The following is a 16326-nucleotide window of genomic DNA, read 5'->3' as shown; positions in this document are numbered from 1 at the left end:
TTCAAGCTTAATTCAAGATTTAATAAAAAGAGGTAATAAATGTCCTTCAACAAAGCAAAATTAGCAAAAGTCTGTATCTCTCTAATAGGGCTGGGAGTCATGGCTGCCTGCTCAGAGATAACTAGTACAAAAAATGTCGCACCGACGAAGTTTGAATACGTTGGTGAAAAATCGCGACTAAACATATATGCCCCCTTCGAATTGACGGCTGACTTAAGCGGGTTCTCTGATAATCAAAAACAAATGCTAGCAATACTTATTGATGCGTCTAAAGTCATGGACGACTTATTCTGGAAGCAAGCTTTTGATAAAGACAAAAAAACATTCTTGTCAACAATTGCACAGCCTGAGGTACGTTCATTTGCAGAAATTAACTATGGCCCCTGGGACAGACTGGCAGGGGATAAATCATTTATTTCCAATTTTGGTGAAAAGCGACCTGGTGCTGAGTTTTACCCCTCTGATATGACAAAAGAAGAGTTTGACGCTTCAAATTTCACCGATAAAAAAGGTCTTTATTCTGTGGTTGAACGTGACAAACAAGGGAATCTAGTCACAACACCATATTCAGAAATTTATTCCGAAGAACTAACTAGGGCGGCATCTCTTTTAAGAAAAGCATCTCGATTAGCTGATAATAAGGAGTTTTCCAACTATCTATCTATGCGAGCAGATGCATTACTTAGTGATAATTACCAAGCGTCAGATTTTGCTTGGATGGACATGAAAACCAACCCGATCGAGGTGGTCATTGGCCCAATTGAAACATACGAAGATCAACTTTTCGGCTACCGTGCTGCATTTGAAGCGTATGTTCTCATAAAAGATACTACATGGAGCGAAAAGCTATCTAAATACGCAAGTTACTTGCCTGAATTACAAAAAGGTCTCCCTGTTCAAGATCAATACAAAGCAGAAGTGCCAGGTACTGATGCAGATCTTAATGCTTACGATGTTATTTACTACGCTGGTCACTCAAATGCAGGCAGTAAAACCATAGCGATCAACCTGCCCAACGATGAAGAGGTTCAATTAAAAAAGGGAACAAGACGCTTACAACTTAAAAATGCTATGAAAGCTAAATTTGACCAAATTTTAGTCCCAATTTCTAAGAAGTTGATCACTCCAGAGCAACGCAATCATATAACTTTTAATGCTTTTTTTGCCAACACCATGTTTCATGAGGTTGCACATGGATTGGGCATTAAGTCGGTAATAAACCGCAATGAAACTGTTAGGCAGGCACTAAAAGAACACGCTTCAGCCTTAGAAGAAGGTAAAGCAGATATCCTTGGCTTATACATGGTAAGACAACTGCTTGAGAAAGGTGTTATTACTGAAGGTCAGCTACAGGATTACTACGTAACTTTTATGGCTGGTATTTTCCGTTCTGTTCGTTTTGGAGCCTCTAGCGCTCATGGTAAAGCAAACATGGTTAGATTCAATTACTTCTCTAAACATGGAGCGTTCAGCCGTAACCAAAATGGACAATACAGTGTCAATATGGAAAAAATGACCCAAGCTATTGATTCACTATCTGAATTGATATTAACACTGCAAGGGAATGGGGATTATCAAGGTGTTGATAGTCTTGTTAAGTCTAGCGGCATAATTAAAGAAAATCTTGCTCAAGATCTTGAGCGTCTTTCAGAGGCCAATATTCCAGTCGATATTACTTTCAGTCAAGGAAAAACTATCTTAGGACTTTAGTTGCTATTCGTATCGAAGCCACCTTTACAGTGGCTTCGATCATCCTAATTGTACCTATAAAGCTAATCATGTGTACAAGCTAGGATCTGAGCTGACAGCAGGCCATTTGTCGATATTGACCGTCGGTTCTAATTTATGCGTAAACAGATTTATGTATCTAACATATCCCATTCGTCTCCCAGTACCCATCTTAATGCCGATAACTTGCCATTTATCATTCCCCATTCAAAATCATCTTCTGGAATAAGATCTAAATATTCCTTTTCTACTATTTTAGCTGAGGACTTTGCCCGCGCTAGAACATCTTCGTGTATGACTCTAGAGCCTGAAGCTTCTGATTCGGGTGGTACTATTTCAATTTCACCTGAGCTAATTCTATTTAGTAAATTCAAATGTCGATTGTACCAAATTTTCCTGTCAAACTCTGTCATATAGTCCAAAATTTCAGAAAGAGATCTAGTTTCATCTCCTTCCCAATTTAGCTCAAATTCATACTCCCCCAATAAAGCGTCATCGATCTTATTAACTGCGGAAACAAGATCTAGAAAGTAATAAGAATAGTCATCAAAAATATCAGAAAAATCTTCATGTGGTCGGCGTCTATCTATAGCGCTAAATTCATTGTGGTTTTCTGAAATAAAATAAAAATTACTATCTCCTAAATCATCATCATTTCTTTGAATATTTCTCTTAAAAGCACCAAATGACTCAATCAATAATGCATCAGCGAAGTTGTTTTTAGAGTTATGAAACGGCGCTTTTTTATCCAGTGCTCTTTGTACTACTTTAAGTTTGATATCATCCGTAATTTCAAACTGAATACATTTATCCATAAAACTAATCAACCTGTTAGCTATTCTGTCAGTCACATCAGACATTATTGGAAGTTTTGCATTTATCTCATTTAGCTCAGTTAAAATTGCTACTTGATTGGCAGTACCATACTCTTTAACTACATGCTTAACTTGCTTAAATTCATGATCAAGCCGTTGACGAGCACTTTTAACGACGCGCTCTTTATTTCTAAGAAACTCATCTTTTACTAGTTGCGGAACAACAAAATGAACATCACAGCTCTCATGAAGGTCTTCTAATGCTGCAACAATATAATTTGCATTTCGATCTTTAGCTAAATTTAGCCAAATACACGTATCAATAAAAAAGTAATTCAATTTTTAACTCCATTTCATAATCGTTTTGCTAGCTAGGCTTACTCATTCAAATACAACTCCGCCATATCATCGAGCTTAGCTTTGACTTCTTTCCAGTTTGGCATTACCTGCGTTAACAAGCGCCAGAACTTGTCGCTGTGATTGTGCTCGGCTATATGGCAAAGTTCGTGGAGAATAACATAGTCAATGCACTCTTTAGGTGCCTTAACTAGATGTGGATTAAGCATTAAGCTGCCTTTAGTAGAGCAACTTCCCCATTGTTTTTTCATAGCCATAATACGAAATGAAGGTAAGCCTTCTACCCAAGTCGCTTTAGTAAGCATTTCATGTAACCGATCATGAAAGATTGCATTGGCTTTTCGGGTATACCACTTATCTAAAAGTGTTTTAACTTGAGATACCCGATCACCCTTTACTTGCTTCAATTTGACAGTCAATTTACCTCGGTGCAATTTCACATTTGAGGCATGTTCACCATCAATTATCACCTTCAAAACATAGCGTCTGCCAAGGTAAAACTGAGTTTCGCCACTGACATATTGCCTTGGCATTACATATTCATGCTGCGATTCAAATTCTACAATACTCTCCCATATCCAACGGGCGCGTTTGATCATGGCTTCTTGAATCACCTCAGAAGTTGCATTATGGGGTACTGATGCAACTACGCGTTGATCTGGATGAACTTTGATCACAATTTTTCTAGGTTTAGGCTTGGAGCTATTATCATCTACAATACGGCGAATAATGTCATAGTTAATGATTTCTTCGCCGTAAGCAAATACACCTTGCTCTTGGGTTGTTTTCTGTATTTCACTCATTAAAACGATTTATCCACGAGACAAGCCTAATCTGGTAATTTTAAGGACTTCTTCAATTAACTTCTGAGCGTTTTCAATGCCTAAATCAGCAAACAACATAGGCAACAATTTAACGCTTATCGCGTTTTCAATTTCACCAGGGTTTATCGAAAACTCTGCGACAGCTGTTTTAACAATTTCGTCAATATCGAACGCATACTTAACAAACTTGTCTTCATCAATATCACTACCTGTATGAGCGTCTTTTTCAAATAATTGTTTAAACAATCCAAAGTAAGCTTGCGCATGTTTGTTTTGCTTTCCATCATCACCAGTAAAAGCACTTGGCATACCTTCAACTTTGCGCTCTTTAACCTCCTGTTCAAAATCAGCAAATAACATGTATTGTTTAACAGGCGCATCAAACATTGCCTTAGTCTCATCAATGGCTTTTTTAAGTAAGTTTGAGAAATACTCTTGCGCATAGGGATCATCAGCCAAGTCTTGTTCGATCATCTTAGTGATCCTGCCTGTGATCTTATCTGTCTGGTTGCGAGCTTCGTCATCAGTTAAATCTTGAGGTTTAACATCCTTACCCAAGTTATCAACTAAATACACACCATCCGGTTCTTTAACTTCAATACCAGCGATATGTTTATCTAAAAGCTGGCGAATATCTTCTGCATAGACGTCATAATCTACCGTTTCGTTCGCATCTTCACGAATTTGCTTTCGCAAGTTAACAAACATTTTAAGTGTTTCTTTGTAGTGATCGCGTTTGTTGTCAAAGCTTTTATCATCAAAGAATGTTGCTGACTGTAAAGCTACTTTCATACAGTTAGAAAAGGCGGTTAAAGCAGCATAAAATTCGTCACGCTTTTTGAGGTTTTTATCTAACAATTGGCCTTTTACATCTTCAATTTTTGGTGCGAGTGCTTGGCGTAAAGCGGCATGATCTTTTTTGTTTTTAACACCTTCAAAAATAGCCCAGAGATCGTTATACAGCCCAGGGAGTTTTTTATATTCGGTGTCCATGCGGTTGTATAAACCTTTCAAGTCATCAACATCAAAACCATTTTGATTTCGTTCAGCAAGCTCTTGATATTTTTCAATTGTCATATCAAGTTCTTTTAAAATACCTCGATAATCAATTAAGTAGCCAAACTGTTTTTTACTGTGTAAGCGATTAACACGAGCAATAGCTTGAATTAAACTATGTTCTTTTAAAGGTTTATCGATATACAATACTGTGTTTTTAGGCTCATCAAAGCCTGTCAGAAGTTTATCGACAACTATCATAATATCAGGGCCTTCATCGCGACCATAATCTTTGATGATTGCTTTAGTATACGCTTTTTCGTCTTGTCCATAAGTGTCAGCAACATTATTAGTCCACCAATTTTGAACAATATCTTTGCTTTCTTGATCAACTACCTCATGCCCCTCTCGCGTATCAGGAGGCGACATAGCTACAACAGATGTAACTTTGCCTATTTTATCTAAAGCTTCCTTGTATCGTATTGCTGAGGCTTTAGAGTCACATGCTAACTGACCTTTCAATCCCTGTTTCTTAAAGTTTTGAAAATGATCAGAAATATCATGCGATATTAACTCTATTCTGCCTTCAGTTTGGTATATCTGTCCTTTTTGAGAAAATTTCTTCTTTAAATCAGTTTTTTGTTTTTCGGTAAGTTTTTCAGTGATCCGGTCAAACCAAGCATCAATGGCTTTGTCATTTACGTTTAAATCAGCAATACGCTCTTCATAAAGTAACGGTGTCACGGTTTTATCTTCAACAGCTTGTTGCATAGTGTAAGAGTGAATAATAGAACCGAATTTATTTTCAGTTTTATCATCTTTTAGCAGTGGAGTACCTGTAAATGCAATAAACGCTGCTTTAGGTAAGGTTTGTAACATACGAATATTGTTTTCACCATTTTGACTACGGTGACCTTCATCTACTAATACTAAAATATTTGGGCTATCGTTGAAGCATTCTTCATATTTGATTGCTGAACCAAATTTATTAATGATTGAAAAAATAACTCGCTCATTACCTTTACCAATCTGCTGCGCTAAACGCTTACCCGATGTTGCCATCGCTTCTTTTTGATCGCGAGCCGTTAAAACGCCACCAGAAGCAAATGTACGGCTTAATTGGTCTTCTAGGTCAACTCTATCAGTTACAATAACAACTCTGCACTGAGCCAGTTCCTGAAGCCATATCAGTGCTTTTGAGAGGAATACCATAGTAAAAGATTTACCACTTCCGGTGGTATGCCAAATAACACCGCCATTTCGAGCGCCTGGTCTGGTTCCTGTTTCGTCATAACTAGAGATACGTTCAACAAGTGCTTTTATACCAAATACTTGTTGGTATCGGGCAACTATTTTGCCTGCTTTTTTATCAAAAAGCGTATATAAACGTGTCATTTCTAATAAACGGTCTGGTCGTAATAAGCTAACTATTAATCTATCTTGATCTGTTACTGTAAGTTCACCTCCAGCCAATAACGACAAATATTCATCTTTTGCAGCTGCTGGTCGATGGCCGAAAATAGCATCTAATTGCTCAGTGCTTAATCCTGAATTTTTTAATCGAACAAACTCAGCTTCAATTATTTCTTCTTCCTTCCATTTAGCCCAGAATTTTTCAGGTGTGCCACATGTCCCATATAAACCATCATGACCATTTACAGCCAGCAATAACTGACTATAAGCAAATAAATGAGGAACTTCAGTTTGCCCTTGATTACGAATTTGCTGCGATACTGCTTCACTTAATGTTGATTTGCCTTCAGTGGAAGAATCAGGGCGTTTAGCCTCAATCACTACCCAAGGTAAGCCATTTACAAAACACACAATATCAGGGATGCGGCTACCCGTACCTTCAGCATTTTTCACAATCATCTCTTCAGTACAGTGGAAGAAGTTGTTTGAAGTGTTTTGCCAATCAATCAATTGAATAGTTGGTGAAGCTTTTTTGCCATCAATAAATTCAGTCACTCCAACGCCATACATTAATGCGTAATAAAGCTTCTCATTCGCACTTTTTAACCCCTCATTCATGGCAGGGTTAAGTTCATGCATTATTTTGTCAATAGCAGCATCAGATAGATGGTGATTTTCACCTGCAAACGGGAAGGTTTGTTTGCTTAAGAATTCACGCATCACTGGAAGCAGCATTACTTGGCTTGTAGACTTGCCCGTAATTGAATTACCCCTAACTTGTTCACAAGCACTAGGAGGGATAAACGAGTATCCGAGCTTAGTTAACAGCGTAAGAGCTGGAATTTTCGAACTGAATTCTTCTTTAAAATTTGCTACTGATAAGGTCATATTGTTCTACTTTTTCATTTGACAGTATTGGTTATAATTTAATTCAATGGTTGATGTTAAAGGAGTAGTATTAGGTAATAAAACAACCTCACTCTCCCCGCTTCTCATCCAAGCAATATCGCTGTTCTTTACAGTTGCTTTAATGACTGCTCGTTTATTCTTATCACTGTTGAAATGGGTAAAAGCAAATGTTTTGGCAACATCAAGTTCCGAACTCCAAGACTGCCTATAACATTTACTTTCAAACTCTTTTAAAGAACAACCTCTAAATACGGTTATAGTCTGAGGTAGATCAGAGTAGTCTTCCACAGGCAAATCAATTTCCACTATTGGAAACCAGTTATCACCACCCCGATGAGTATGTTCGTATATGGCCTTGTGTAATTCTTGCCCTTTCTTGGTATTCAATTCTCTAAAACAATCAAACATTACTTGCATAAAGTCATTTTGTTCATCATTACCGTCTTCATAATAATGAACTTTTCCATCTAGCTTCCCAGGTTTCTTCGAGTCACTATACATGTTTGAAAGTAATCTATTCACTGTGCTTTTAAAGTTCTCGTCAAGACTGTAATACTTAGCAAGAAAGTGTTTAATGTTGACGTTCATTTCATTGCTTAAGCAATCTAAAACTACTTGTGGTGGTTCAATTTTTTTCATTTTAAACTGCTTATTTTAATTATTTAGATTCAGAGCTAGTTAAATTCTATTTATCAAAGACGATCAAATATTGAGCCTTTACTTGGGGTAAATAGCTTCTCATAAAATTTAGTTGCATAATCATCTGTCATGCCTGAAATAAAGTCACAAATAACACGCATCTGAGCTTGCTTTTCATTTCCTTTATTTACTCCTTTAGCGGCTTTTTCCCATCGCTCTAATGTAGGCTTTGGCAAAAACCTTTTTGGATCTGTAGCTAGGGCTTGGAATAGCTCAATTATTAACTTTTGCCCTTTAAATTCAAGTTGTTGTACATTTTCATCAAGAATAACTTTATATAGCACTATATTGAATATTTCTTCGCGAAGGGCTTCAACTTCTTCAGGAAGTTTAACTCCAAACTTTAACAATGGGTGTTCACAACCAGATTTATTCTCACAAATCTTACTGCTAGTGATCATAATATTCACTAATGCGCCAATAGCATCCTTTCTTTCGTGGCTCGATTCAAATAAAGCATGAAGAATAGATTCATATTGAAGATCTTTTCTATCACCAGCAACATCATTGAATAAGGACTCTTTACCTTTAAAGTGCGATTCCCAGTCTCGTTTTGTTATCATGCCTAGTGATAAAGCGTCTTCTAAATCGTGAAGACTATAAGAGATATTGTCAGCTAAGTTCATTATTGTGCAATCAAGTGACTTAAACTGGCTTTTCTTATGTGTTTCAATTTTATTACCATCATCGTCTAGCTTAATTTTTTCAGCTTCAGCTTGGGTAAACTTTTGAATGTCTTCATCGCCAAATTCTTCCAAAATAAAATCTACGATATCTTGGTCATCATTATGAAAACATTTTGGCGGCTTTTGTGGTTTTGCTTCAAATAACCAATAAGGGCGGTTTTCATCCTTATTCATTTTATAGGCTTTATCGTTAACTAAATCTTCATATGACATAGGATATTTAAGAACTCCTAGTAGCATTCTGCGTGTTGGGTTCAATCCGAACTCACCTGTGTATTTATCTAGTTTCCCTAAAATTCTTAATGTTTGCCCGTTGCCTTCAAAACCACCGTATTCACGCATACAATAATTAAGAGCAACCTCGCCACCATGACCAAAAGGTGGGTGACCTATATCATGAGCAAGACAAATAGCTGAGATTAAAGCAATATCTGGCAGGTGTTTTTTATATTCTTCATTTGTATTTTCCTTCAAATGCTGCACAATCCCACGGCCAATCTGCGCAACTTCCATTGAGTGAGTAAGTCGAGTGCGATAAAAGTCACTTTCACCAAGACCTAATACCTGTGTTTTCGATTGTAAACGACGAAAAGCAGCAGAATGTATTAACCTTGCTTCATCGCGATCATATTCACTTCGTGCATCATCAGGGCGTTGTTCTTGAAATTTTCTTCTTTGTTTCATTTTTTCTTCTAAAATCATTTTTATTCCTTTAAATTAAATTTTTACTCTGCGCTTACCCGTTAACAATTGCTGCATTAACGCTTTTTTCTCTTGTTTTAAATCACCAAGTTGTTGCTCAAGTAATTTGATTTCTTTATCTGCGTTAGTTAATACTGACGCAATCTTTTGTTGTTCTGTAATATTCGGAACTCTTAGTTTCAAAGCATCAATGTCTTTAGGGTAGATATGAGGTTGAGCACCCCCGCTTTGAAAAGAATAAATTTTTTGTTGGTTTAATAACAAATATTGGTAAATGAATTGTATGTCGGTACATTCATTCTCTTTTACAACAGAACAATCTGAAGCCCATATTTTATTTTCATGGTAAGCGACAAAACCAGCATATGCACCACTCGCGCTGATAGTGATAACCTTTTCATTTGTATACTGGCTGTGTTTATATGGACTTGTTTTCCCACCTGCAATGACGGGGTAATCTCCAAGCTCTAAATTTTTACTGCTAAGCGCTTTGCCTTTTCTGATAGTAGCTATTTCAGATACATGTTTAATTTCCCACTCACCCTCAAACGGCTTATTTGAATCATCAAGTAGGCGTTTTCTTCCTGTGAGCAGTTGTTGCATTAGCGATTTTTTCTGTTCTTTACTGTTGTCTACAAGGCGCTCGGTGGCGCAAATCGCTTTATCCCAAGTTGATAGGATTTTAGCAATCTTGTGTTGCTCTCCAATGGGTGGTGTTAGCAATTTATAGTTCTTTAATTCACCAGAGTTCAAGTTTGGCTTTCCGCCTCCAGCTGAAAGTCGGTTTACTTCTGAAATTCCTCTTTCGGAATTAATGTGTAAGCCTAAAAATTCAGATGATAGTTTTGCTGGGATTGGCCTTGCAATAAGGGTTGTAAAAGTTAATGCTCCATCAAACTCTTTTGGTACAACGCAAGCTTCACCGATGTTAGAACCAGTTCTAACAGCAACAACATCACCAGAATATACTTTTTTTGATTTGTTTTTTTCAGCAAATTCATGATCAATGTAAACGACTGATTTAGTATTAAAGAAGTTACGTTTAATATTCTGATTTCTAATAAGCTTGGTGCCTGCACTTCTCATGTATGGTGTTACAGAAATAGCTAAACCTACCGCTATTTTTTCACATAACTCAGAAAGTTTATTTTCACTCCAACTACTAGGCACCATAACCCAACTCCTTTAAGTAGCCTTCCATTTCTGCTTCAATTGTTTTTAGTTCACTTTGCAGTTGCACACGTTCAGTACGTACAGCAACTAAATCAATCTCAGCTTCTTCTTCAAAGGTATCGACATAACGAGGAATATTTAGGTTAAAGTCGTTTTCTTTAATCTCATCAGCGCTCGCTAGGTAAGCATATTTATCTACACTTTCACTGGCTTTATAGGTGTCGATAATTTTTTGAATATTCTCTGCCGTTAGCTGGTTTTGATTTTTTCCTGATTTAAATTCTCGACTGGCATCAATAAACATAACGTTCTTATCTGTTTTATGCTTTTTGAAAATAAGAATGGCAGCAGGAATACCTGTGCCGAAGAATAGTTTTTCAGGTAGGCCGATAACCGCGTCTAGCAAGTTTTCTTCTATTAATTGTTGGCGAATTTTACCTTCACTTGACGCACGGAATAGCACGCCATGAGGAACTACAACCCCCATTCTGCCACTTTCCGGTTTTAGGGTTTCAATCATGTGACTGATAAAGGCATAGTCACCTTTTGTTTTAGGTGGTACGCCGCGACGGAAACGACCATATTCATCATCAGCAGCCCCCTCATGACCCCACTTATCAAGTGAGAAAGGAGGGTTTGCGGTAACGATATCGAAGTGTAATAAACCAGTGCCTTCTTTATCTAACAGCATAGGGTTGCGAATGGTATCACCCCATTCAATACGGTGGTTGTCTTCACCGTGTAGGAACATGTTCATTTTAGCAAGTGCCCAAGTAGAGCCAATAGCTTCTTGTCCGAATAAGGCATACTTTTTAGACCCTGAATTTTTGCGCACCATAGCGCCACATTTCATTAGTAGCGATCCTGAACCACATGCTGGATCACATATTTCATCACCTTCTGTTGGCTCTAAAATAGCTGCCAATAAGTCTGATACTTCTGGTGGCGTATAAAATTCACCTGCTGATTTACCACTACCAGCGGCAAAGTGTTTGATCAGGTATTCGTAGGCGTTACCTATGATGTCGAGCGAACCAACACGACTAGGGCGTAAGTTAAGAATATCTTTACCAAAGTCTTCTAAAATATGGCGAAGAATTTCATTTTTTTGCTTTTCTTGGCCGAGCTTATCAGTATTAAAACTGATGTCTTGGAATACGTTTTTTAGCTTAGTGCCGTTGGCTTCCTCAATAGCATGAAGTGCTTTGTCTATACGCTGACCATTACCTGCTTCATGGCGTTTTTCGTACAAATCCCAAAAATTTGACCCTGCTGGCATTACAAAACGTTGTTTTGCCATCATTGCAAGAATAAGCTCAGGGTTATCACCATATTGCTCAACAAGCTTGTCATATTCATCTTGGTAAACATCAGAGATGTACTTTAAGAACAGCATAGTTAATATGAAATCTTTATAAATTGATGGATCTACCGTGCCTCTAAAGGTATCGCAGGCAGCCCATACCGCCTTGTTAATTTCGTCTTGGTTTATCTGTGTTGTTGTCATCTTATAAGTCCTTAAATTTAAATTCTTTCTAGCTCTGGTTACCAGAATCTAATAATTCTTTGGCAATGCCTTGCATCTGCTTAGATCTGTTATCGATTAAAGCATTTAATAAATGCTTTTCTTGTTTAACTTTGTTATCAAACTCAACTATTATGTTTTGTTTTTCAATATTTGGGATAACTAAGGGAGTAGCCTCTAATACAGCTCGCCTAATACTTGTTTGTGCACTGCCTTCTGCTGAGTTAGCAAAATAACGCTGTGCGCCATCTTGGTTTAATTGCCAAGCAATAAACTCAGGTAAAACCGATTTATCAGTTACTTTAATTAAAAAATAATGTGGTGCACAGACTGTTGGTCTATCAATATCTCCAACAAATCCAGCTAGGTTACGCTCGCCCCTTGCGGCGAAAATTACATCGCCTTTTTGTAACCAATCAGGGTTTTTACGCCCTGTTATATTTGTGCGAATGAGTTGATGCCAATGTATGATCCCATCGTTATCTATATCCCTGATCTGCACCACAAAGGCGCTACCTTCCACTTCTTCAGGTATCTTGCCCCTAAAAGGGTGGCCTGCTTTCACAATAGCAATATCAGATAATGTTTTATTCATTTGCTACACCTAATTAACTGCACCATGTAAATGATGCATTAAAAGATAGCGAAAGATGATTGTTTAGTCAAGACTTAATTTGCATCTTTTAAATGGTGCAGAATTTCAATATGTTTGAGAAGGGTTTCAAATCTTATGGATACTGCTTTTACCTTTTGATTTATTGGTTTTACTGTCAATTACTAAGAGTTTTAGTAATTGAGTGAATAATAAACACTTGATGATTCGCGATTCATTTAAGTGGAAAATAAAAACACAAAGTGTGAGGGCAACATTTAGATGTGAATTTTAGTCATTGCATAAAAGTTATTTTATTTTTACGCCATTAACTTCTGGAAGTATTTCTGAAAGTGGGCATTCAAGTGCTGCGGCTAACGCATAAACTTTAGCAAGTGTGATTTTATATGAGCCGCTTTCTATTTTACTTAAGTAACTTCTATCGAGGTTAGCTTTACCGCAAAGTTCTTCTTGTTTCACACCTATCTTAGCTCTGGCTGCTCTTATATTTCTTCCAAATTGAATCGCTAAATCATTTTCAAAATTTTCGTCACGCACTTGTGGTTTCCTTCAGGTAAAAGGATATATTTTCCCACGTTGTTAAGTATAAATGTATAGAGTATACTCCACACCATGTGGTGTATATTCCTCATTAGGTTGTATATACTCTACTTTTAAGTGCTGAAATTGGATAAGTTAATGGATAGTTCAACCTTTAATCAGATAATCGTTTTAAAAAACATAGATCATTTCTCTGCTGTCGAGATCAGAACTGCTTATCTTTCAATTAAAAGGGACGAGGGGCTAGATCCTACTTCCGTTCGACGTTTTGTATATGAAGAGCTTTTAAAACTAGTAAAAAGAGGTTGGTTAAAAAAGAGAACATCAGTTAAGAAAGGAGTTACTCGCTATATAAAAACCAACTTGTTTGAACCTGACTATTTTAAAAAATTAGTAACTTTAGGTGATGATGGTTCGATGAAAACTAATGAGCTTAGTTACGAACAAACATTAACTAATCGTTTAAAACAATACAATTCTGAGCTTCTTGAAGGATTAGGTGCTGTTAAAGAATATGTAGCACTTAAGAATATTTACCCTGAACGACATGCAGCTTTAAAGCAACGTTACGTAGCTGTTAAGGAAAATAACCAAGTTTTAAAAGGAAAAATTTCGGCTTTAAATGAACTAATGAAATCAAATAAAGAGACTTAAAAATGAAACTGAGAAATTGGCAGTCAGAGTGTATTAACTCTGCAATTTCTAAATATAAATCAAAGAAGCACTTTTTAGCACTCGCTACCCCAGGTGCTGGTAAAACTGTAATGGCATCAGTGTTAGCCAAGATACTTTATGATCGAGGCGAAATCGATCTCGTTCTTTGCTTCTCACCTTCTTCTATTGTCGCTCATGATTTTAGTGGTGCTTTAAGCGAACAGTTTGAAGCCCACTTTGACGGCAATATTGGCGCAATGGGGAATTCATATACTTATCAGGCGTTAAGTACATTAAATAGCACTGTATGGCGTTTGTTTGATAAATATCGGGTATTTGTAATATTTGATGAAATTCATCATTGTGCAGGCTCAAGCGTCAAAGATGCTAATGCTTGGGGAAAACCGATCATCACAACAATAAAGGAACGAGCAGCCTTCACGATTGCTGTAACTGGTACAGCTTGGCGTACAGATGCATTGCCCATAGCGCTAGCCGACTACTGTAACGAGTCAGGTAAAATACAGTGTGATTACGCATATGGTTTAAAAGAGGCTATAAGAGATAATGTGTGCCGTATACCTCAGGTCATAGCATTAGATAATGACCAGATAACAGTTGTGGAAAATGGTGAAACAAACTACTTCACTAGCTTCTTAGATTTATTGTCACAATCAATAATTCCGTATTCTAAGATTGTTACTAACCCTAGCGTTATTGAACAATTATTAAACCATTCGAATACCAAGCTGAATGAGATTCGCTGCTTTAATAAAAGTGCAGGCGGTTTAATTGTGGCTTCCTCGATTCCACACGCCTGGAAAATAGAGCTAATTTTGAAGCAGACTTTAGGAGAAAGCGCCATTGTTGTTACTAGTGATGAAGATAACGCAAATGAACTGATTACGTCCTTTAGGCACAGTCAAGATAAATGGATCATTAGTGTCGGAATGATTTCAGAAGGCACTAATATCCCACGTCTTCAAGTATGTTGTTATCTTTCGAATGTAAAAACTGAGATGAATTACCGCCAAGTTTCAGGTCGTATATTACGTATTACCGATGCTCCAAACCAGCAAGCTTTTCTCTTTATGCCAGCTGAACCAAAGCTTGTTGAATATGCTTACCGTGTTGCTCAGGACGTTCCCGATGGATTAGCAAAAGTAAAACTGGCTCAATTGGATGAAGAGATAATAGCTGAAGTAGATAAGGCGAACCAAGGTGAACAGATTATTTCTGACGGTGATCCTATCGATACTTTTCCTGATGAACCAATAATTAATATTGGAGATGCAAAAACTGATAATGATGAAATTAAAGATCCTATTAATGAAATTAAAGAAGGCAAAATAGCTATAACGACCGATAAAATAATAGGGATCGATGGTCAGTTCAATCATAAAGAACTTGAAATTGATGGTTTTGAACATTTGGTTATTTCAAAGCAATCTATGGCTCAACTCAATCAATACAGTGCAGAGGTATTTTAAATGTCCTTTTATTCTCAATTTATCGTTAAGTACCCCATTAATTCATCAATTAGATCTAAAAGATTGGAGTAGGATATGACCTATACACCACAGGGCTGGATCATTTTAAAATTTACAACGGAAAGTGACTATTATTTTAAAGTCTTTGCTAGCTGGCGAGAAGATGACAGGTGGAGGCTTAGCTCCGGTGCCAAAAACCCTCCTGAATTATCTGGTTGCGGAAAATATTGGGTGTGGCCGCAAGAATCAGGCTCGTGTTACCACCTGCCTGTTCACGGAGAAGGTGGTTGCTCTTTTTACTCTGAACATGCGCTAAATAATATATTAGCCCAATCAGGAGTTGGAGAGCATGTAATTGAAAGGGTAAATCTAAATGAAATAAATTCCAAAACTTAACTGTGAGGTTGGGCCTGAAGCACTATATCTAAGTATCGAGTCGTCCTGACTTGCGTAAAGGTATAGCCGCTAAAGTAAGTAGTTTTGTTGCCATTGGTTAAGATAGCTGCGAGTGCACCACACCATGTGTAAAATGGATCTAAGTAGTTACCCTTCATTTGGCTATTTTTAGCCTACTTACTTTTATAGCTACCAAGCTCACATTCTATCTACGAGAGGTCAAGTAAGTAGTTTTAATTTTTCGTATTTGATCCATGGTTTAGGGATTAAAAATACACTTACAGATAAAGGCACTGTACGCCAATCATTACAAGAGCACGCATCTGCACTTGAAGAAGGCAAAGCTGATATCTTAGGTTTATATATGGTGACGCAACTACTCAATAAAGGAGTGATCACTGAAGGTAAGCTTGAAGATTATTACACGACTTTTCTTGCTGGTATTTTCCGTTCTGTTCGCTTTGGTGCAAGTTCAGCACACGGTAAAGCAAATATGATACGTTTTAACTTCTTTAAAAAAGAAGGTGCTTTTAGCCAAAATGAGCAAGGCTTATATCAAGTAAATATGGATAAAATGGGCGCAGCGATGGCTAAGCTTTCAGGGCTTATTTTGACTTTACAAGGTAATGGCGATTACCAAGGTGTTGATACTTTAGTGAAAGACCAAGGTGACATCAAAGCAGAGTTAGCTGCAAGTTTAGAAAGATTAACAGCCGCGAGCATTCCAGTAGATATTATCTTTGAACAAGGTGCAGAAGTTTTAGGCCTTAAATAACAATAAAATGCCCTCTGTTATAAAAATTAAC

13 protein-coding genes and 1 pseudogene are annotated in these 16326 nt (G+C 37.2%); 5 read left to right on the top strand and 9 right to left on the bottom strand.

The window, feature by feature from the left end; translation table 11 throughout:
- The first annotated feature begins 39 nt into the window (after positions 1-39).
- Positions 40-1710 (top strand): Zn-dependent hydrolase, encoded by a 1671-nt coding sequence (locus tag KO527_RS07715; RefSeq protein ID WP_216039742.1) that lies wholly within the window; start codon positions 40-42, stop codon positions 1708-1710.
- Between the two features lie 149 nt (positions 1711-1859).
- On the opposite strand, the gene KO527_RS07710 is transcribed toward KO527_RS07715, so the two are convergent.
- From KO527_RS07710 to KO527_RS25855, 9 genes are all read right to left on the bottom strand, one after another.
- The gene (locus KO527_RS07710) at positions 1860-2882 is read right to left on the bottom strand and encodes a PIN domain-containing protein (RefSeq protein ID WP_216039741.1); all 1023 of its coding nucleotides are present in this window, start codon (positions 2880-2882) and stop codon (positions 1860-1862) included.
- Positions 2883-2920: 38 nt separating this feature from the next.
- Positions 2921-3703: a SprT family zinc-dependent metalloprotease gene (locus KO527_RS07705; RefSeq protein ID WP_216039740.1), complete on the bottom strand. Its 783-nt coding sequence runs from the start codon at positions 3701-3703 to the stop codon at positions 2921-2923.
- A 9-nt stretch (positions 3704-3712) separates the two neighbouring features.
- Complete coding sequence (locus KO527_RS07700; RefSeq protein WP_216039739.1) at positions 3713-7021, bottom strand: HsdR family type I site-specific deoxyribonuclease; 3309 nt, start codon at positions 7019-7021, stop codon at positions 3713-3715.
- A gap of 6 nt (positions 7022-7027) precedes the next feature.
- Positions 7028-7681 (bottom strand): hypothetical protein, encoded by a 654-nt coding sequence (locus tag KO527_RS07695; protein ID WP_216039738.1) that lies wholly within the window; start codon positions 7679-7681, stop codon positions 7028-7030.
- A 53-nt stretch (positions 7682-7734) separates the two neighbouring features.
- Complete coding sequence (locus KO527_RS07690; protein WP_252733531.1) at positions 7735-9129, bottom strand: anti-phage deoxyguanosine triphosphatase; 1395 nt, start codon at positions 9127-9129, stop codon at positions 7735-7737.
- Positions 9130-9144: 15 nt separating this feature from the next.
- A complete protein-coding gene (locus tag KO527_RS07685; RefSeq protein ID WP_216039737.1) occupies positions 9145-10302 on the bottom strand; it encodes a restriction endonuclease subunit S in 1158 nt (385 codons plus the stop codon).
- A complete protein-coding gene (locus KO527_RS07680; RefSeq protein ID WP_216039736.1) occupies positions 10292-11809 on the bottom strand; it encodes a type I restriction-modification system subunit M in 1518 nt (505 codons plus the stop codon). The genes KO527_RS07685 and KO527_RS07680 overlap by 11 nt, the downstream gene beginning before the upstream one ends.
- Before the next feature lie 28 nt (positions 11810-11837).
- Complete coding sequence (locus KO527_RS07675) at positions 11838-12422, bottom strand: restriction endonuclease subunit S (protein ID WP_216039735.1); 585 nt, start codon at positions 12420-12422, stop codon at positions 11838-11840.
- Positions 12423-12728: 306 nt separating this feature from the next.
- Complete coding sequence (locus tag KO527_RS25855) at positions 12729-12977, bottom strand: helix-turn-helix transcriptional regulator (RefSeq protein ID WP_042149519.1); 249 nt, start codon at positions 12975-12977, stop codon at positions 12729-12731.
- A gap of 141 nt (positions 12978-13118) precedes the next feature.
- Here KO527_RS25855 and KO527_RS07665 point away from each other — a divergent pair, with 141 nt between their 5' ends.
- From KO527_RS07665 to KO527_RS07650, 4 genes and pseudogenes are all read left to right on the top strand, one after another.
- Positions 13119-13634: a hypothetical protein gene (locus tag KO527_RS07665; RefSeq protein ID WP_216039734.1), complete on the top strand. Its 516-nt coding sequence runs from the start codon at positions 13119-13121 to the stop codon at positions 13632-13634.
- Positions 13635-13636: 2 nt separating this feature from the next.
- The gene (locus tag KO527_RS07660) at positions 13637-15124 is read left to right on the top strand and encodes a DEAD/DEAH box helicase family protein (protein WP_216039733.1); all 1488 of its coding nucleotides are present in this window, start codon (positions 13637-13639) and stop codon (positions 15122-15124) included.
- A 75-nt stretch (positions 15125-15199) separates the two neighbouring features.
- On the top strand, positions 15200-15520 hold the full coding sequence (locus KO527_RS07655) for a hypothetical protein (protein ID WP_216039732.1): 321 nt from the start codon (positions 15200-15202) through the stop codon (positions 15518-15520).
- Between the two features lie 253 nt (positions 15521-15773).
- Positions 15774-16295, top strand: a pseudogene (locus KO527_RS07650) (Zn-dependent hydrolase); the annotation flags it as partial.
- Between the last annotated feature and the right edge of the window lie 31 nt (positions 16296-16326).

Source organism: Pseudoalteromonas sp. C2R02 (assembly GCF_018860845.1).
GTDB lineage: Bacteria > Pseudomonadota > Gammaproteobacteria > Enterobacterales > Alteromonadaceae > Pseudoalteromonas.
Note: the sequence above shows the minus strand (reverse complement) of the source record. Positions and strands in the feature narration are given on the sequence as shown.

What these genes read in the sequence shown, in the direction of transcription:
- KO527_RS07715 (WP_216039742.1), top strand. Translation starts at nt 40, where the DNA reads ATGTCCTTCAACAAAGCAAAATTAGCAAAAGTCTGTATCTCTCTAATA.
- KO527_RS07705 (WP_216039740.1), bottom strand. Translation starts at nt 3,703, where the DNA reads ATGAGTGAAATACAGAAAACAACCCAAGAGCAAGGTGTATTTGCTTAC.
- KO527_RS07700 (WP_216039739.1), bottom strand. Translation starts at nt 7,021, where the DNA reads ATGACCTTATCAGTAGCAAATTTTAAAGAAGAATTCAGTTCGAAAATT.
- KO527_RS07695 (WP_216039738.1), bottom strand. Translation starts at nt 7,681, where the DNA reads ATGAAAAAAATTGAACCACCACAAGTAGTTTTAGATTGCTTAAGCAAT.
- KO527_RS07690 (WP_252733531.1), bottom strand. Translation starts at nt 9,129, where the DNA reads ATGATTTTAGAAGAAAAAATGAAACAAAGAAGAAAATTTCAAGAACAA.
- KO527_RS07685 (WP_216039737.1), bottom strand. Translation starts at nt 10,302, where the DNA reads ATGGTGCCTAGTAGTTGGAGTGAAAATAAACTTTCTGAGTTATGTGAA.
- KO527_RS07680 (WP_216039736.1), bottom strand. Translation starts at nt 11,809, where the DNA reads ATGACAACAACACAGATAAACCAAGACGAAATTAACAAGGCGGTATGG.
- KO527_RS07675 (WP_216039735.1), bottom strand. Translation starts at nt 12,422, where the DNA reads ATGAATAAAACATTATCTGATATTGCTATTGTGAAAGCAGGCCACCCT.
- KO527_RS07665 (WP_216039734.1), top strand. Translation starts at nt 13,119, where the DNA reads ATGGATAGTTCAACCTTTAATCAGATAATCGTTTTAAAAAACATAGAT.
- KO527_RS07660 (WP_216039733.1), top strand. Translation starts at nt 13,637, where the DNA reads ATGAAACTGAGAAATTGGCAGTCAGAGTGTATTAACTCTGCAATTTCT.
- KO527_RS07655 (WP_216039732.1), top strand. Translation starts at nt 15,200, where the DNA reads ATGACCTATACACCACAGGGCTGGATCATTTTAAAATTTACAACGGAA.